Source organism: Xanthomonas sp. SHU 308 (genome assembly GCF_000364645.1).
Lineage (GTDB): Bacteria > Pseudomonadota > Gammaproteobacteria > Xanthomonadales > Xanthomonadaceae > Xanthomonas_A > Xanthomonas_A sontii.
This window is the reverse complement of the sequence record NZ_AQOK01000697.1, coordinates 1-17,639: the sequence shown is the minus strand read 5'-3', so window position 1 is coordinate 17,639 and position 17,639 is coordinate 1. Positions and strand designations below refer to the sequence as shown.

Genomic DNA, 17,639 nt, shown 5'->3' with positions numbered 1-17,639 from the left:
AAGGCCACGTCTGCATCTCGCGCACCGGCTCGCCCCGCCTGCGCGCGGGCCTGTTCATGCCGGCCTTGGTAGCCATGACCCACAACCCGATCATCCGGACGCTGAAACAGCGGCTGAGCGAACGCGGCAAAGCCGGCAAGCAGATCGTGTGCGCGGCCATGCGAAAGCTCCTGCACCTGGCCTACGGGGTTCTCAAATCGGGCACGGCGTTCGATCCGAAAAGGGGCCTTGCCTGCTAGGGGGGAAGACGGTATCTACATGGCCACGGCGCGTCCCGCCAAGCCACACGACAGGCCATGATGCGCGCCGCCCACGCGCCGGACGATGATGCCGGACGCAGCGCCGCGATCCGTACCGCGGCTATTTCTTCTTTCCGGCGAGCGGTGTGAGGCCGTTGTCGGCGATCGCCTTGGCGGCAGCCGGGGACGCCAGGTAGTCCAGCAGCGCCTGCGCCGCCTGCGGCTGCGTGCTGGCGACGGCGCCGGAGTACAGCGTCATCTGCTGCGCCTGCTTGGGAATCAGGCCAACGATCGTGATGCCGGGGACCGGCTTGAGTTCGCTCAGTTGTTGGAAACCGAGCTGCGCCTGGCCGCGTGCGACCACCGCGTCGACCGGCTCGGCGGGAATCATCCGCGCCTTGGCGGCGAACCCGGCGCCGAGCCGCATCCGCGGAAACAGCGTGCGCGACAGGTAGACGCCACTGGCGCTGTCGGAGTAGGCCACCGACTGGCTGTCCAGCAGGGTCTTGCGGAAGGCAGCCATCGTGGAGATGTCCGGCGTGGGCGCGCCCTGTTTGACCGCCATGGCGATGTAGGACTCGCCCAGGTCCACGCGGCTGGCGGGCCGCGCCTGGCCGCTGGCCACCAGCGTGTCGAGCGCCGCGCCGACCATCAGCAGCACGTCCGCCGGCTCGTGGCGGGCGAGGCGGTTGGGGATCGCCTGCGGGGTGTCGCCCATCGACGGCGCCGCCTCGATGTGTAGCTTTACCCCGGTGGCCCGTTCGTAGTCGGGCGCCACCGCGCGGATCGCGCCCATGATGCCGCCGGAACTGAGCACCTCCCGCGTCGTGGGCGGGGCCGCGCGGTCCGCACCCGGCGCCGTCGCAGCCGATGCGGACGTGGAGGCGAGCAGCAGCGCGGCCAGGGTCAAGGGAATCAGGGAACGGCGCATGGCGAACCTGCCTGGAGGAAAGCGCGATAGCCTGCGTGATCGGCGCTGAAGAGGGCGGGAAGCCGCTGCCGGTGCATCGGAACCTGGCCGCGTGCCGTGCCAGATCGTCAGCGCGATCCACGCAGGGCAATGCGCGGCACCGCCTCGGTCGCGCCATTGCCGCCCGTCGTCGTCGGGCCAGGACCAGGAACGCGCGCCGCCATCGCACGCAGTGCGGCGGTCGCGGTGTTCGCCGTCATCGGATTGTTCTAGAGTGCATTCGAACCCTCCGTCCTGCGTCCTGTTTGCCGTGGCGTGTACCGCCACGCACGGCGCACCCTGCCGATCGCCTGCATGTCCACCACCACCGCATCTGCCGCCGCCCGCGTCCGCGAGGCCGTCCGTTCCGCCACCACCGGTCTGATCGAGCGCGATCAACTCGCCGAACTGATGGTGCTGGCGGCGATCGCCGAGGAGCATCTGCTGATCGTCGGTCCGCCCGGCACCGCCAAGAGCGCGGTGGTCCGGCGCGTCGCCACCGCGCTCGGCGGTCGCTACTTCGAGTATCTGCTGGGCCGCTTCACCGAGCCGTCGGAACTGTTCGGCCCGGTCGATCTGCGCAAGTTGCGCGAGGGCGTGGTCGAAACCGACGTCGCCGGGATGCTGCCGGAGGCGGACGTCGCGTTTCTCGACGAGGTATTTCTGGGCTCCACGGCCATCCTCAATACCTTGCTGGGGGTGTTGAACGAACGCCGCTTCCGCCGCGGCCATACCGATCTGGCCTGCCCGCTGCGCATCTGCGTGGGCGCGGCCAATGCGCTGCCGGATGACGAGTCGCTGGCGGCGTTCGCCGATCGCTTCCTGCTGCATGTGTTCGTCGACGCGGTGCCGGACCACCAACTGGAAGCGCTGCTGGCCGGCGGTTGGCAGGTCGAGCGCAGCGCGGTAGTGCCGGCGGCCGATCTGGCCGACTTGGACATTCTTGCCGGTCAGGTCCGGCAGGTGCGGATGGACGACGCACGCTGCCTGCTGGCGCAGGCGATCCGGACCCTGCGCGCCGCCGGCCTGGCGCTATCCGACCGCCGCATCGTCAAGACCCAGCGCCTGGTGGCGGCCGCGGCGGTGCTGGCCGGCCGTAGCGTCGCGGCCGAAGCGGACCTGTGGCCGTTGTTCTATGTGATGCCGACGCGGGAATCGCAGGCCGCCGCGCAGGACGCGCTGCGCGAGACCCTTGCGCTGGCCGCCAATCCGACCCTGCGTGCCGCCGCGGAACAGGCGGCACTGCAGCCGCTGTCCCGGGTAGCGCGGCTGCTGGAAGCCGCCCAGCGTTGTCTGGCCGATGCCGGTGCGGTCGATGCGCCCGGCGCCGAAGCGGTGTTGCGCGAGATCGATGCCAACTTCACCGCTGCCTCCTTGCCGGAACTGCTGGCCGTCGAGCGCGCGCGCCTGATCGAGTGGATCGGCGCCAGCGCATGACCTGGGGGTGGCAGGACGATCCTGCACCGCCGCCGCCGCAGGGCGTGGTCGGCGTGGGCAGGCAGCGCGCGCAGCGCCTGCTGGCGTGTGTCGCGCGCAGCGCGCAGCCCGACGTGCTGATGGTGGCGGCGACCGCCGACCTGGTGGTGGTGACCGGTCCGGAGGCGGCGCTGCCGTGGATCGACGAGGGGCAGTACATCGCGCCGCGTCCGGCCGCGCCGGCGCTGTGGCTGCCGACGACGCAGTGCCCGGACATTCCGCTGGATCTGCTAGCCCAGGCCGTGGCGCGGCGTCATCCGGGGGCGCCCTGGCTGCTGCTGCGCACGCCGTCGGTGCTGGTGCCGCTGCAGCGGCTGCTGCCGGCCGGTGCGGCGGTGCTGGAGCAGATCCGCAGGCGCTGGGCCGTATGAATGCGGCATTTCCGCTGCCGCCGGCGCTGCAGCCATGGCATGCGTGGCTGGCGTGGTTCGATGCGGACATCGCGGCGATGGTCGGCGACTGGCTGCTGCGGCTGGATCCGCTGCTCGGTCGCGGCGCGGCGCGCATGCAGCGCGGTGTCGCCGATCCGGACGGGATCGACGATCTGCGCCGCCGCGGTCCCTACGAACGCCTGGTCCTGAGCGAATGGGCGGTGGCCGACCTGCTGCCCGACGAATTCCTGCGCCGCGCCGCGCACTACGAACACCTGTTCCTGGCGCCCAAGCTCGCCCGCCCACGCAGCGACGCGCTGGTCCTGGCGCTGTTCGACGCTGGCCCGGCGCAACGCGGCGCGCCGCGCCTGCTGCATGTGGCGATGTGGATCCTGTTGGCGCGGCGCGCGCAAGCGGCCGGCGCGCGCTTCGCCTGGGGCGTGCTGCAGCGGCCGGGCGAGGTACATGAGGAGGCGAGCGCGGAGGCCTTGCGCGCGCTGCTGCAGGCGCGGACTCACGCGCTGGCGACGCAGACCGAGCACACCGCCTGGCAGCGCCATCTCGCCGGCCATGGCCAAGCGGCCATCGAGTGCTGGTGGATGACCGCCGGCGACGTCGCGCCCGGCCGCGGCGACCATCAGGTCCGAATCCGGCACGGCTTCGACGATCGGCTGTCGGTGTCGGTCAGGACGCCACGGGCGCATCGCCAACTGACGCTCGGCCTGCCCGACGCAGGCCGCGCCTCGCGGCTGCTGCGCGGCGAGTTCCTGCTGGCGCCGGCGCCGCTGGCCATGCCCGGGGCCGTGGTCGCGACCGAATCCCTGAACGGCCGCTTGTCATTGCGGCAACCGCCGCTGTTCAGTATCGATGGCCGGCATCTGGCGCTGCCGCTGGCCGGGACCCATCAGGCGGTGCTGCTCACGCTCCGCGAGGAGGGCAGGCGCAAGAAGGCCAAGCCGCGCTACAGCGCCTGGCCGGCCAGCGGCGAGTTGCTGTGCGGCGTGATCGCCAACAAGGAGCTGGCTGGCGTGGCCGCCGTGCACGACGGGCTGTACTTCTGGAAGATGCCGTGGTTCCAGCCCGTCGCGCGGCCGCCGGCCGATGCGTTCGCCGCTGCGCCCGGCGCCGCGTCCTGGCTGCACTGCGCCTGGCTGCGAGCGAGCAAATCGCAGACGCAGCGTGTGGTGATCCTGGACGCCGCTGGGCGACTGCTGTCCTGGACCAACGCCAGCACGCGCCCCGGACGCGACATGCCCGCGCATGTCCAGGTGGACGATCGGGTACTGGCGATGCAGCAGATCGACGGGCAGCGTCTGTTGTATGCCCGCTGCGAAGACGACCGCCTACGTGTCAACTACCTGCACCGCGAAGGCAATATCGAACTGCTGACCCAGTTGGCGGTGCCGGCGCGTCCGGTCCGGTTGCTGGTCCGCGGACAGGTGCGGGAAGGCCATTGGCGCGGCGCGTTGTGCCTGGAGTACCCCGGTCAGCACGACGATGGCGGTATCTGCCGCCTGTACCAGGGCGGACCCCAGGACGGCTTTTCCGAGTTGGAACTGCGCCTGCCGGCAGGCGCGAAGCTGCTGGGTCCGGTACAGGATCCGCAGCGTCCAGAGCGCAGCCGGCTGTTGCTGCTGCGCCCCGACCGACGCACCGTGATCGCGATCGGCGAACAGGGCCAGGAGATCGTGTACCAGGCATCGAACGACATCAGCGCCGCCTCGGTGGCGCCGGACGGTAGCGGGGTTGCTCTGGTCGATCTGGCTGGGCAACTGCGTGTTCTGGGCGAGGGCGGAGGCAAAGTACTGCTGCAGGCGCAGGGACAGCGCGGGGACGACCGTGATGACTGAGGCGAAGCAGGCCGCGTCCGCCGCCGCCGCGGTACGCGACCCGATGTGGCGCGGATGGCAGGCGCTGGACGCGCTGTGGTGGCCCGCCGACGTGCTGCCGGCGCCGGTGCGAACGGCACGTATGCTGGCCGCCTGGCACCCTGGTTGCCGGGCCTATCGGTTCGCGGCCGGCGACATGCTGTGCTTCGCCCGCGCGCAGCCGCTGCAGTGCGAAACGATGGGCGAGGTACCCATGCGCCGCCTGCACGGGACGTTGTACTCGGCACCGTTGACGGACGAGGAACGGGCCGCGTTGCCGGCCATGGAAATCGGCCTGGTCGCCGGCGCCGCCGTGGTGGGGCTGCGCTTCGCCCAGGGCGAGGTGCTGGACCTGTCCGAGGCGATCGCGTTGGACGCCTACCGGGTACTTGAGCCCTTCAATTGCCACGTCGCGTCGCCGGTGCTGGACGTGGCGCAGTTGCAGGGAAAGGACGTGCGCAGTGTATTGGGTCGGGCCATCCCTCCACGCAGCGCGGAAGGCGAGGCGTTCCTGCGGGCGATGGCCGGTGCGCGTACGGCAGATGCGCTGCGCGACGGCATCGCGGCGGTGCGCGAAGGCATGCTCGGCGCCGTCGTCGCCTTGTTGGCGCGCTGGCTGCCGGGGTCGGGGATCAGGGTGCCGGCGGCGGCCAGTGGCGGTATTCCCGCACGCCAGCGCGCGCAGCGGCGGCCCAGTGCCTGGCGCGATACCCTCGCACGGCTGGCCGCAATCAGCCGAGTAGGCAAGCTGATCGGGTATCGGCATGGTGCCTACCTGCGCCGGATGATGGCGATGTTCGACCGCGGCGACCTGGACGAAGCCTTGCGCAATGCCCTGCCCGTGGATGCGACTGGGCAGTCGCTGGGGCAGGCGTTCGGTACGCCTGAGCGGCGCGAGAGCCTGCAACTCTCGGGACGGATCGGGCAGGGCGCCAGCCTGGACCTGGGCGAAGATCTGACCACGCACCTGCGGCGCATGTACCGGGAGGCGTTCGCCGCGCTGAACCGCAAGGGCCGGATCGACGAAGCGGTGTTCGTCCTGGCCGAACTGCTCAATGCGCGCCAGGAGGCGTTGGATTACCTGGTCGAGCATGGGCGCCACGCGCAGGCGGCCGAGTTGGCCATGGGTTGGGAGATGCCGCCGGCCCTGATCATCCGGCTGCTGATGCTGGGCGGCGATGTCCGCCGTGCGACCCAGGTTGCCCGGCGCGACCGCGCCTTCGCCGACGCAGTCAGCCAGTTGCAGGGCGCCCATCCGGCGCTGGCGGCGCAGTTGCGGCTGGAATGGGGCCACGCCCTGGTCGAGAGCGGCGACTGGCTGGAAGCGGTCGAGGTGGTCTGGCCGCTGCGCGAGGCACGCGATCTCGCGTTGCAATGGTTGCTGGCCGCAGAACAGGCCGGCGCTGCCTTGTCGGCCCGCGCCCTGGTGCAGCGCGCCAGCCTGTTGCCGGACACGCTGCAGCAGTACGCCGACAGGATCGAGGCGTTGGTCGATCCTGCGGCCGACCCGCAGCCGCGCGCGGCGCTGGCGAATGCCTTGCTGGCGATCGGCGGCAACAGCGCCGCATTGCGGCGTCTGGCCGCCTGCGTGCTCCCCGCCGTCGCCGCCGATTGCAGCGCCGGCCGCAACGGTCTGGGGCGCAGCGATCTGGAGCGCCTGCTGAAAATGGCGGCCGATCCTTGCCTGAAGAGCGACATGCCGCCGTGGCGCGTCGCGCAGGCGGGCCAGCCGACGCCCTTCTGGCGCCTGCGCAGCCCCCTGGCGCTGGCGCTGCCTGCCGCCGGCGTGCAGCGAATCCACGACGCCGCAGTCCTGCCCGACCGGCAGTATCTGGTCGCTCTGGGCGAGGCCGGCGCGGCCGTCCTTGATGCCCATGGACGGGTGGTTCAGCACTATGCGGTGCCGGCGTATCGGTTGGTGCTCGCGGCCAGCGGGCAGGTCGCGTTGGCGCTGGCGCCGCGCGAGCGCGTCTCGCGGATCGCGCGGCTCGACCTGACCACCCGCAGCAGCATCGAACTCGGCGCACTGGCCCTGCAGTTCGCCGCGCCTACCCTCATCGGGACTGGCTGGACCGTGGTGGTGGACGGCCGCATTCTGGTCATCGACGTCGGCAAGGGGCTGATGGAGGTACTGTGGCACGTCGGTGACCTGCCAGGTTCGATCGTCGCCGCCGCCTTTTTCGAGGACTGCGAGGTGTTCCTGGTGCGTACCGCCGAGACCTTGCAGGAGTGGACGTACATGCTGCCGCACAGGCGCCTGCGCGGGCGCGATGACATCGTCCTGCAGCCTGATGTGCCGGTCATGCCACATCGCCTGGGCGGGATGCAGCAACCACGTCTGGAGGTGAACGAGGACGGGGCCAATGCCTTCGTATTCCGCAATGGCAACGCCCGGGGCGTGTGCGTGCTGCCGCCGATGCCATCGGAGACGGTCGATGCGCGCTTCGTCGCGCTCGAACACGGGATGCTGGCTGGCGTTCGTCTGGATCAGGCCAGCCGTTACTTCATTGTTCGCTTCTCCGACGGCGATCGCATTGCCGATCTGGCGTTACCGAGCGGGTTGTCCCTGCAGGCGCGCGAGCAGCCGGGGCACCTGTTGCTGTTCACGGAGGACGGCCGCCTGCTGGATATCGACCTGTCGCTGGCGCTGGCGCATGCGCTGTCGCTGCACTAAACCGGCGGCGTTGCGTCTTGTCTCCGGACAGGCCCACATCGCCTCATGATCGCCAGTTATATGGCTATGCCGCCACCGCCGCGCGGCCTTGAACAATCCACGGCGACGGCGTCTAGAATCCCACCATGCCGTTCGCTTCTCCCGTCCGTCGCCGTGCTGCGCCCTTCCTGATCCTCGAAACCGGTGAACCGGTGGCGACGATGCGGCGCTACGGACGCTTCCCGCACTGGATCCGAGTCGCCGCCGGCCTGGCCGAGCGCGAGACGGTGGTGACCAACGTCGCCGCCGGCGAGGCGTTGCCGGCAAGGGGCGACTTCGCTGGGGTGATCGTCACCGGCTCGGCGGCGTTCGTCACCGACCGGGCCGAGTGGAGCGAACGCTCGGCGGCCTGGTTGCGCGAAGCCGCCGAGGACGGCACGCCGCTGCTGGGCATCTGCTACGGCCACCAGTTGCTGGCGCACGCGCTGGGCGGGGAGGTCGCCTACAACCCGGCCGGGCGCGAATCGGGCACGGTGGACATCGAACTGCACCCGCCCGCCGCCGAGGATCCGCTGTTCGCCGGCCTGCCGCCTCGCTTCCCCGCGCATGCCACGCATCTGCAGACGGTGCTGCGCGCGCCGTCCGGCGCCACGGTGCTGGCGCACTCGGCGCAGGACCAGTGCCACGCGTTCCGCTGGGGCGAGGCGACCTGGGGCCTGCAGTTCCATCCGGAGTTCGCCACCCACCACATGCGCGGCTACGTGCAGGCGCGTGCCGACTGTCTACGCAGCGCCGGACGCTGCGCCCGTACCATCGCCCGCGAGGTCAGCGCCGCACCGCTGGCACGCAAACTGTTGCGGCGCTTCGTTCAGCACGCACGCGGGCAGCACAGCAGCGGCCAGGCAAAACCGCGATAATCTGTGCAGTCGCCGCCGCTGTACGGCGTCCCCCACTTCGGATTGGCAATGATCGAGATTCGCAAGCTGCCGGCCTCGGCCGGCGCGGAATGGCTGTTGGCCGGTGTTGCGCTGCTGCGCCGTGCGCCGCTGGCGCTGGGTCGGTTGGGCGCCACTTGGGGCTTGGTGATGCTGTTGGTCGTGTTCATCGGTTTGCTGCATCCAACACTGGGCATGCTCTCGCAACTGCTGATGGGCATGGCGGGACCGGTGCTGTTTGGCGGCCTGGTGTGGGCGGTCCGCGAAGTCGACCAGGGCCGTAGCGCGCAGCCGGCGCACCTGTTGCAGGGCTTGCGCGACCGGCGTTTGCCCAATCTTCTGGTGGCGTTGCTGCCGCAGGCGGTGGTGGGGCTGACGCTGAGCGTCCTGGCCGTGGTGGTGATCACTCCGAGCGGCTTTGAGCAGATGACCACGGTGATGACCCAGCTCAACGAACTCAGCCAGTCCAATGCGCAGCCGGATCCGGCGCAGGTCGAGCAGTTGGTGGCGACGCTGCCGGCCATGCGTATCCTGCTGTGGCTGCTGCTGGTGGCGCTAGGCTTCGTGGTGGTAGGCCTGGTCCTGTTTGTGTTCGTGCCGCAGGTGATGTTCGACCGGCGCAACGGGCTGGAAGCCATACGTGATGGCCTGCGTGCCTGCCTGCACAACTTGCCGGCGCTGCTGGTGTTCTTCGTACTCGCCTTCATCGTCATGTTCATGCTGTCGTTCGCGTTGGCGGTGGTGATCAAGCTGCTGCAGATGATGGTGGGCGCCACCCTTGCCGCCCTGATCGCGCAGCTACTGGCGACGGCGTTGGTGACCCCCGTACTCGCCGGTGCCGTGTACGCGGCCTGGAAGCAGATGTTCGTGCATGCCGAAGACGCCACGCCGGTGGTACCGCCGCCGCCGCCGTCCGACGTGTTTGTGGCGTAGAGCCGGGATTGGGGAATCGGGAATCGGGAATCGTCAGAGCAACAGCAACAGCAAAAACGGCCCCGAGGGGCCGTTTTTGCGACGTGCGATCTGGCGGGGGGGGGGCGTGAGGCGCAGCGAACCGCTGTTCCGATTCCCTATTCCCGTGCCTCGATTCCCGGCTTCTTGGTCACCGCCGCTGCCGCGATGATGCCTAGCTCGTACAGCAGGCACATCGGGATCGCCAGCATCAGTTGCGAGACCACGTCCGGCGGGGTCAGCACGGCGGCCAGCACGAAGATGCCGACCACCGCGTAGCCGCGGCCCTCGCGCAGTTGCTGCGGGGTCACCCAGCCGAGCAGGGCCAGGATCACCAGCGCCACCGGCAGTTCGAAGCTGGCGCCGAAGGCGAAGAAGATCGCCAGCACGAAGTCCAGGTAGGCGCCGGCATCCGGGGTGAGCTGGATCACGTCCGGCTTGAACGTGGTCAGGAAGTGGAACACCGCCGGCAGCACCAGGAAGTAGGCGAAGCCGCAGCCGAGGTAGAACAGCAGCACTGCCGAGGCCAGCAGCGGCAGCGCCAGGCGCTTCTCGCGCTGGTACAGGCCGGGGGCGACGAAGGCCCAGGCCTGGTACAGCAGCCAGGGGGCAGACACGAACAGGGCCAGGAAGAACGCCAGCTTCAGCGGCGCGATGACCGCGCCGGCCGGATGCGTGGCAATGACGCTCTGGCCCACCGGCAACTGCGCCAGCATCGGCTCGGCCAGCCAGGAGTACAGGCGCTTGGAGAAGGGCAGCAGCGCCACCACCACCACGCCCAGGCCGATCAGCGCGCGCATCAGGCGCGCGCGCAGTTCGATCAGGTGTTCGATCAGGCTGCTCTCGGCTTCCACGTTCATCGCGGCGCCTCCGGATCAATGGAGGGCGGCTGGCCGGTATGGGCCGTGGCGGTGGACGCCGGATGCGGTGCGGCCGCACCGCGCGCGGCGGCCGGCACCACGGAAGCGGCGGGCACCGTCGCGCCAGAGTGCGTGGGCAGGGGCGTGGTCGTCTCGGGAGCGTGCGCAGTCGGGGCGTCGATTGCGGCGGCTGTCGCTGGCGGCACGGTCGACGGCGCGCTGTCGGCAGGCGGCACCGGCGGGTTCGGATCGATCTCGCGGCGCAGCGCCTCGGTCTGCCGCTGCAGCTCCTCGCTGCCATCGCGAAACTGGGTCTCGGCCTGGCGCAGCGAGCTCTGCACGTCGTGCAGGCTGCGCTTGAGTTCCTCGGCTTCCAGTTCGCGTTCCAGTTCCTGCTTCACCGAGTCCCACTGCGCGCGGGCGCGGCGCACCCACAATCCGGCGAAGCGCGCCGCCTTGGGCAGGCGCTCGGGACCGAGCACCACCAGGGCCACCACCGCGATCACCAGCAGTTCGCTGAATCCGATATCGAACACGCCGGCGGGGTCCCGTCAGTGCGCGTCGCGGTCGCGTTCGGCCTGGGTCTGGCGGGACGGCTCGCTGCTGCTGCGCGTCTCGTCGCCGAGCTGGCCGGCGGGCTTGTCGTCGTCGCGCATGCCTTTCTTGAATTCCTTGACCGCGTTGCCCAGATCCTTGGCGCCGCTCGTCAGCCGCTTGGTGCCGAACACCACCAGCACGATCACCAGCACGACCAGCCAGTGCCAGATGCTAAAACTGCCCATGATCCGCTCGCAGAAAAGTCGTGAGGAACTCGCAGGATAACGCACCGCGCCGCGCCGCGTTACCTTTCCCGGACGTGCAGGCAGGCCTGCACGACGGGATGGACAGGTGGCGTTGGGAACGGCGCTCAGCGATCGCCGTCGAGCTTCTCGGTGCGGATCTCGCCGTCGGACACCGGCTGGAAGCCCTGCTGCGCCGGTTGCGCCTGGCCCTGCAGGGGCACGGTGCTGGCGGCGGCATCGGGCGCGGCGGTCGGTTCCGGCGTGGCTTGCGGCGCCGGCATGGCCGGTGCCGGGGCGGCGCCCGGGCTGCCGTTGCTGTCGGTGCCGCGGCTCTGCCGCGCGGCGTAGGTGGCTTCCTCGAGCTTGTCGCGGAAGGCGACGATGTCGTTGGATGGCCGGTTGGTGGTGCGGCCCTCGAAGATCATCCGCGGGGTGGTGTTGCTGCCGTAGGCGTTGAGGTCGGCGGCATCGTCGATCTGCAGCGCGGCGCCATCCAGGGCGACGCCGGCGAACAGGCCGCGCGCGCGCGACCACGACCAGATCTCGGCCTTGAGCTGGCCGTCGGTGGCGGCAGCGGCGTTGCGCCCGACCGGGCCGGCGGCGACGCCGGCATCGGCGCCGAGGGTGAACTTGCCGTTGACGATGTTGTCCAGGCTGCGGTCGTTGCGGAACACCAGCACCACGTCGGAGGACTGCACGCCGACCTGGAAGCCGATGCTGCCGCCGGTGAGCTTGACGAACACCGGGTTGGACCAGGTGCCGTCGGGGCGCTTGACCGACATCAGGCCGTGGCCGCGGCGCCCGCCGATCACCAGGCCGGCCTTGAGCGTATCCGGGATCACCACGATGGCGCGGCCCTCGTCGAGCAGCTTGTCGGGGATGGCCTGCTCGGGAATCTTCTGGATGTCGGTCAGCACGCGCAGCGCGTTGCGGGCGCGCTCGTCCTCTTCCGGTCCGGCCACGGCGTGGCCGACGAACAACAGGGTGCTCAACAACAGGGCGAGGCGCGGCAGGAGGGGCATGGCGGGCTCCGAAATAGGTCCGCAGCAAGATACTGCAAGTCCTTGAACTTAGTCACAGGGCAATGAATCGGCAATGAGTGGTGCCGGCACCGCATGCAGGCGCCGTCGATCGCCGCGATCGAGCGGATCGACACGCCGCAACGCGCGCGCTCTGCCACAATGCGCGCATGTCCGACGCACCCGAGACCGCCATCCTGGTGGTGAATCTAGGCACGCCCGAGGCGCCGACCGCGCCTGCGGTCGCCCGTTATCTGGCCGAGTTCCTTGGCGACAAGCGCGTGGTCGCGATCCCGCGGCTGTTCTGGTGGCCACTGCTGCACTGGGTGATCCTGCCGCGGCGCTCGCCCAAGTCGGCCGAGAAGTATGCGCAGGTGTGGCTGGCCGACGGCTCGCCGCTGGCGGTGTATACCCGGCGCCTGGCCGAAGGCATGCAGCGCGAACTGCCCGGGCATCGCGTGGCCTGGGCGATGCGCTACGGCGCGCCGGCGCTGGCGCCGGCCCTGGACGCGCTGCGCGATGCCGGCGTGCGCCGGATCGTGGTGCTGCCGCTGTACCCGCAGTATTCGACCACCACCACCGCCTCGATCGAGGATGTGGTGCAGGCCTGGCAGGCGCGCCATCCGCAGCTGCCGGTGCACCTGATCGAGGACTACCCGACCGACCCGGCCTGGGTCGCGGCGGTGGCCGACAGCGTGCGTGCGCACTGGGCGCAGCATGGCCGCGGCGAGCGCCTGTTCTTCTCCTTCCATGGCCTGCCGCAGCGCGTGGCCAACAACGGCGATCCCTACCCGCAGCGCTGCGAAGCCAGTGCGCAGGCGATCGCCGCTGCGCTGGGCCTGGAGGCCGGGCAGTGGGAGCTCGGCTACCAGTCGCGCTTCGGCGCCGAGCGCTGGCTGCGCCCGTATGCCGAGCCGCGGCTGTGGGAGCTTGCCGGGCAGGGGGTCAAGCAGGTGGACGTACTCTGTCCCGGCTTCGCCACCGACTGCCTGGAAACCCTGGAAGAAGTGGCGATGGGCTTCGTCGAGACCTGCGCCGAACGCGGCATGCAGGTGCGCTACATCCCCTGTCTCAACGACGCCCCGGCGCACGCGCGCGCGCTGGCGCAGCTGGCGGCCCGCGCCGCATGAGTTTGCGTGCTTTTGCCTGCCCGTCGCGGGTGGGCGCGCTGGCCGGACTGCGCAGCGGCGACCCGCAGGGCCCCAAGGCGCTGGCCTTGCACGGCTGGCTCGACAACGCCGCCAGCTTCGTGCCGCTGAGCCGGCACCTGCCGCAGCTGGACCTGGTGATGCTGGACCTACCCGGCCATGGCCACAGCAGCGACCTGCCCGATGGTGCCGAATACCTGCTGGCCAGCGCCCTGCACCCGGTGCTGGACGCGGCCGATGCGCTGGGCTGGGAGCGCTTCGTGCTGATCGGCCATTCGATGGGCGCGGCCATCGCCAGCCTGCTGGCCGCCGCGGCGCCGCAACGCATCGAGAAGTTCGTGGCGATCGAGATGCTGGGCGGCCTGGCCGAGAGCGAGGCGGGCGCGGTGGAACGGCTGCGCAACAGCGTCGCCAGTACCCGCCGTGCCACCGCCACGCCGTTGCGCGTGTTTCCCGATCTGGCCGCGCCGGTGCGGGCGCGGATGCTGGCCAACCAGCTCAGCGAGCCGGCCGCGCGGCTGCTGGTGGAACGCGGCGTGCGCGCGGTGGACGGCGGCTACGTGTGGCGCAGCGACCGCCGGCTGACCCTGCCCACCGCGATCCGCCCGACCGAGCCGCAGATGCAGGCGCTGCTGGCCGGCATCGAGTGCCCGACCGCGGTGGTGTTCGCCGATCCGGCACAGGACATCCTGCCCGAGTCGCTGCGCCTGACGCGCGCGGCGTGCCTGCGCGACGGCCGCGTGCTCACGCTGCCCGGCACCCACCATCTGCACATGGAACAACCGGCGGCGGTGGCCGCGTTGCTGCACGGCTTCCTCTGACGCAGACGCGGCGCTGACCGCGTGGCCGCGCGTCTGCGCCGCCGCGACCATCGCATCCGGGCATCGCGCACGCACATTGCGACGCAGTGGGCGCCGGTGCTGCGCAGGCCGCCGCAATTGTTCCTTTCGCGGCGTCACAGTTCGACATGTTGTCGCCGTGCCGTCGCGGTTCGGAAAACTTCGGCGTACAGCTTAGCGCGCACCTTTCGCCCTGACGCCGCGCTTCCATGATCCGCCTCCTTCGCCGCTACCGGGTCGGCCCACGACTGACCTTCGCCTTCGCTGCCCTGCTGTTGATCTGCGGCGCCCTGATCGTGGCCAGCCTCGCGTCGATGGCGCTGGCGCGCCAGCAGCTCGACGACATCGCCCTGGACAAGATGGAGAAGATCCGCCTGTCCAACGCCATGGTCGCGGCGCAGGCGCGGCTGGAGATCGGCCTGCTCAACGACGTCATCCTGACCAACCCCGACGAGAAGCAGGCGGTGGTGCGCGCGATCGGCCAGGCCCAGCGCGACTACGCGCAGGCACGGCGCAAGCTGTTCGCGCTGCGCCTGGACCCGGCCGACCGCACCGGCGCGCAGCTGCGCGCGGCGATCGACAAGGCCTATGTGCAGGTGCAGCCGTTCCAGTCGCAGGTGCTGGCGATGGCCGCCGACAACCAGAACCTGGATGCGCAGACCTTGCACCTGTACACCTTGCAGCCGCTGCTGGCGCAGTGGCAGCAGGCCATCCAGCGCAACGCCGCGCACCTGCGCACGCTCAGCGACGGCTCCTATGCGCAGGCGGTGACCACCATGGCCCGCGCGCGCTGGTTGCTGCTGCTCGGCGGCGGCCTGTTGCTGGCGGTCAGTGCGTGGCTGGGCTGGTGCATCACCCAGAGCCTGGTGCGGCCGCTGCGCGAAGGCACCCGCGTGGCCGCGGCGATCGCCGCCGGCCAGCTCGACGCGGTGTTGCCGGCACAGGGCAACGACGAGGCCGCCGAGCTGCTGCGCAGCATGCAGACCATGCAGACCCAACTGCGCGCGGTGCTGGCCGAGCAGCGGCGGATGGCGCAACGGCATGCCGACGGCGCCATCGCCTGCCGCGGCGATGCGGCCGCCTTCCCGGGCGACTACGGCCAATTGCTGCGCGACGCCAATGCGCTGGTCGACCTGCACGTGGGCACCGCGCAGTCGATGGTGGCGCTGATGCGGCGCTACGCCATCGGCGATCTCAGCGAGGACATGCCGCGCCTGCCCGGCGAGCAGGCCGCGATCTCCGAGGCGATGGATGCGATCAAGGCCAACCTCGGCACGCTCAGCCGCGACATCTGGCATCTGGCCGAGGCCGCCGCGGCCGGCGACTTCAGCGCGCGTGCCGATCTCGGCGCGCACCAGCACGATTTCCGCATCATGCTCGAGAGCCTCAACCAATTGATGGCGACGGTGGACGGCAACCTGGGCGAGTTGTCCGGGTTGTTGCGCGCCATCGCCAGCGGCGACCTCGGCGTGCGCATGCACGGCGATTTCCATGGCGTGTTCGCCGACATGCGCGACGACGCCAACGCCAGTGCCGACCAGCTCGCGGCGATCGTGGCCGGCATCCAGCACGCGGCCGCAGCGATCGATGCCGAGGCCGGCGCCATCGCCGGCGGCCACCAGGACCTGTCGCAGCGCAGCGCCGAACAGGCCGGCACGCTGGAGCGCACCGCCCGTGCGGCGGCGCGCCTGACCGACACCGTGCGCCAGAACGCCACCCATGCGCACCATGCCAACCAGCTGGCCGACGCCGCGGCGACCGTGGCCGGCCAGGGCGGTGCTTCGATCGATGCGGCGGTCGGTGCGATGCAGGGCGTGGAAGCGGCCTCGCGCAAGATCGGCGAGATCATCGCGGTGATCGACGGCATTGCCTTCCAGACCAACATCCTGGCGCTCAATGCCGCGGTGGAGGCCGCGCGTGCCGGCGAGCAGGGCCGCGGCTTCGCGGTGGTCGCCAGCGAGGTGCGCGCGCTGGCGCAGCGCTCGGCCGATGCGGCCAAGGAGATCAAGCGCCTGATCGAGGCCTCGGTGGACCAGGTCGCGGTGGCCTCGGCGCAGGTGCACGACGCCGGCCGCACCATGGGGCGCGTGCTGGCCTCGGTGGACGAGGTCAATGCACTCATGGCGGGCATTGCGGCGGCCTCGCAGGAGCAGGCCGCCGGCATCGACGAAGTCGGACAGGCGATGGCGCAGATGGACCGCAGCACCCAGCAGAACCTGGCGTTGGTGGAGCAGGCCACGGCCGCATCGCGCGCCTTGGAGCAGCAGGCCGGCAGTCTGAGCGAGGCGGTGGCGGTGTTCCGGCTGGCCGATGCGGCACCGTCGGTCCCGCTGCCGGAGCAGGCGTTGCCGGTGCTGGCGATCCAGCCTGCGCCAGCCGGCTTCGACTATGCGCGCAGCGCCTGATGCGGAAGCGTTCGCAGGGCGGGGCGCCGCGGGCAGTGCGGTTGACGACCGCGACGGCGTCCATCGCCACGCCGAACGCACCCACGTCGGGGGCATGCGGACAGGCCTGTAGGTGTGTTCCCTACACACCCATCGTGAAGCTTGTGTGTAGAAAAATTTTCGCTTAAGTTGCGCCCACGCCTGCCGTCAACAGGCGTAGACGCGATACGTCCTGTGTACGCGGCTCGATCCCGGCGTCCTGACATGCCGGCGTAGTGCCGCACGGACCGTACCGCCTCGCTGGCGCCGGAGGTCGCGCCTGATTCGCGGTAGGCGGGAGGAGAGGGGGCCTGCCGGGCGCTGCATGGAGTTCTGCTTCCGCAGCGCTGGGCCAACACACCGCGATGCGACCGCATCGGCGCGCCCACCCGCCCGCTCATTCCCCCTTGTTCGCACCCCTGTTTGCGCCATGTCGTGCCGCAGCGCAGCATGCGTGCCCGATTCGCCGCTCGACCGCAGCCTCGCCGCAGCCGTCGATCGCGCCACGATGTTCGGTGTTCAGCCGCGGTCCGGGCGCACCCGCCGCAGCGTCTTCGAGCGCTTCGACGAACGCGCTCTCGCCCAAGCCGATCTGTCTGATGCAGCCTGTCCTTCAGGAGCGGCTTCCGCCGCGATGCGCTTTGCCGAGAACGCGCATCGCGGCGGAAGCTGTTTCTACGGAGTGTTTCCCACCGTTCGTGGATGGACCCTTCAGTCGCGATCCGGCTGCAGCAGCCAGCGCAGATGGGCCTTGAGCTGGCGACCGTGCTGGTGGAACCAGGTGCGCTCGGCGCGCCAGTCGGGGAAGCGCGCTTCCACTTCGTGCCAGAACGCCGGCGAATGATTGGCCTGGATCAGGTGGCAGAGCTCGTGCACCAGCACGTACTCGAACGCCGAGGGGCGTCCCAGCACCAGCGCCAGGTCCAGCGCCATGCTGCCGTCGGGCGCCAGCGAGCCCCACTGCGAGGACATGACCTTGTAGCGCACCGCACGCGGGGCGCGCGGCAGCGACGGCAGGTACTGCGGCAGCCAGCGGCCGACGTCGGCGCGGGCCTGGGCTTCGTAGAAATCGCGCAGCGCGCGGCGCAGCGCCGCGTCGCCGCCGCGTGGCGGCAGGTGCAGGTGG

The 17,639-nt window shown here is 70.6% G+C and carries 16 protein-coding genes and 1 pseudogene; 10 read left to right on the top strand and 7 right to left on the bottom strand.

The annotated features are described in order from the left end of the window. A pseudogene (locus D588_RS0118970) lies at positions 1–239 on the top strand (IS110 family transposase); the annotation flags it as partial. Between the two features lie 121 nt (positions 240–360). Here the strand turns inward: D588_RS0118970 and D588_RS0118965 are convergent. Continuing rightward, complete coding sequence (locus D588_RS0118965) at positions 361–1,170, bottom strand: substrate-binding domain-containing protein (protein ID WP_017917096.1); 810 nt, start codon at positions 1,168–1,170, stop codon at positions 361–363. A 107-nt stretch (positions 1,171–1,277) separates the two neighbouring features. Continuing rightward, the gene (locus tag D588_RS28720) at positions 1,278–1,409 is read right to left on the bottom strand and encodes a hypothetical protein (protein WP_255325471.1); all 132 of its coding nucleotides are present in this window, start codon (positions 1,407–1,409) and stop codon (positions 1,278–1,280) included. 94 nt (positions 1,410–1,503) lie between these two features. Here D588_RS28720 and D588_RS0118960 point away from each other — a divergent pair, with 94 nt between their 5' ends. From D588_RS0118960 to D588_RS0118935, 6 genes are all read left to right on the top strand, one after another. After that, positions 1,504–2,625, top strand: a complete 1,122-nt coding sequence (locus tag D588_RS0118960; RefSeq protein WP_026143883.1) for an AAA family ATPase — start codon at positions 1,504–1,506, stop codon at positions 2,623–2,625. Next, positions 2,622–3,035: a hypothetical protein gene (locus D588_RS0118955; RefSeq protein ID WP_017917094.1), complete on the top strand. Its 414-nt coding sequence runs from the start codon at positions 2,622–2,624 to the stop codon at positions 3,033–3,035. Before D588_RS0118960 ends, D588_RS0118955 begins: the two co-directional genes overlap by 4 nt. Then, positions 3,032–4,885, top strand: coding sequence for a hypothetical protein (locus D588_RS0118950; RefSeq protein ID WP_017917093.1), 1,854 nt, complete (start codon positions 3,032–3,034; stop codon positions 4,883–4,885). The genes D588_RS0118955 and D588_RS0118950 overlap by 4 nt, the downstream gene beginning before the upstream one ends. Beyond that, complete coding sequence (locus D588_RS0118945; protein WP_017917092.1) at positions 4,878–7,577, top strand: bpX6 domain-containing protein; 2,700 nt, start codon at positions 4,878–4,880, stop codon at positions 7,575–7,577. The genes D588_RS0118950 and D588_RS0118945 overlap by 8 nt, the downstream gene beginning before the upstream one ends. A gap of 125 nt (positions 7,578–7,702) precedes the next feature. Beyond that, positions 7,703–8,473, top strand: a complete 771-nt coding sequence (locus D588_RS0118940; RefSeq protein WP_081613595.1) for a glutamine amidotransferase — start codon at positions 7,703–7,705, stop codon at positions 8,471–8,473. A gap of 48 nt (positions 8,474–8,521) precedes the next feature. Continuing rightward, positions 8,522–9,424 carry a BPSS1780 family membrane protein gene (locus D588_RS0118935; RefSeq protein WP_017917090.1) on the top strand — a complete coding sequence of 301 codons (903 nt, stop codon included), beginning with the start codon at positions 8,522–8,524 and terminating at the stop codon, positions 9,422–9,424. 137 nt (positions 9,425–9,561) lie between these two features. On the opposite strand, the gene tatC is transcribed toward D588_RS0118935, so the two are convergent. The 4 genes from tatC to D588_RS0118915 all read right to left on the bottom strand — a co-directional run bounded on the left by tatC (position 9,562) and on the right by D588_RS0118915 (position 12,106). Then, positions 9,562–10,302 (bottom strand): twin-arginine translocase subunit TatC, encoded by a 741-nt coding sequence (tatC, locus tag D588_RS0118930; RefSeq protein ID WP_017907961.1) that lies wholly within the window; start codon positions 10,300–10,302, stop codon positions 9,562–9,564. Further along, positions 10,299–10,838 carry a Sec-independent protein translocase protein TatB gene (tatB, locus tag D588_RS0118925; protein WP_017917089.1) on the bottom strand — a complete coding sequence of 180 codons (540 nt, stop codon included), beginning with the start codon at positions 10,836–10,838 and terminating at the stop codon, positions 10,299–10,301. The genes tatC and tatB overlap by 4 nt, the downstream gene beginning before the upstream one ends. Positions 10,839–10,853: 15 nt before the next feature. Beyond that, on the bottom strand, positions 10,854–11,084 hold the full coding sequence (gene tatA, locus D588_RS0118920) for a Sec-independent protein translocase subunit TatA (RefSeq protein ID WP_017907959.1): 231 nt from the start codon (positions 11,082–11,084) through the stop codon (positions 10,854–10,856). A gap of 125 nt (positions 11,085–11,209) precedes the next feature. After that, on the bottom strand, positions 11,210–12,106 hold the full coding sequence (locus D588_RS0118915) for a YSC84-related protein (RefSeq protein WP_017917088.1): 897 nt from the start codon (positions 12,104–12,106) through the stop codon (positions 11,210–11,212). Between the two features lie 167 nt (positions 12,107–12,273). Here D588_RS0118915 and hemH point away from each other — a divergent pair, with 167 nt between their 5' ends. From hemH to D588_RS0118900, 3 genes are all read left to right on the top strand, one after another. Further along, positions 12,274–13,233 (top strand): ferrochelatase, encoded by a 960-nt coding sequence (gene hemH, locus D588_RS0118910; RefSeq protein ID WP_017917087.1) that lies wholly within the window; start codon positions 12,274–12,276, stop codon positions 13,231–13,233. Continuing rightward, positions 13,230–14,072: an alpha/beta hydrolase gene (locus D588_RS0118905; protein WP_026143881.1), complete on the top strand. Its 843-nt coding sequence runs from the start codon at positions 13,230–13,232 to the stop codon at positions 14,070–14,072. The genes hemH and D588_RS0118905 overlap by 4 nt, the downstream gene beginning before the upstream one ends. Positions 14,073–14,299: 227 nt before the next feature. Beyond that, positions 14,300–16,495 carry a methyl-accepting chemotaxis protein gene (locus D588_RS0118900; RefSeq protein WP_017907955.1) on the top strand — a complete coding sequence of 732 codons (2,196 nt, stop codon included), beginning with the start codon at positions 14,300–14,302 and terminating at the stop codon, positions 16,493–16,495. 729 nt (positions 16,496–17,224) lie between these two features. Here the strand turns inward: D588_RS0118900 and D588_RS0118895 are convergent. Continuing rightward, a partial coding sequence (locus D588_RS0118895) for a YgjP-like metallopeptidase domain-containing protein (RefSeq protein WP_017917085.1) occupies positions 17,225–17,639 on the bottom strand: 415 nt, incomplete at its 5' end.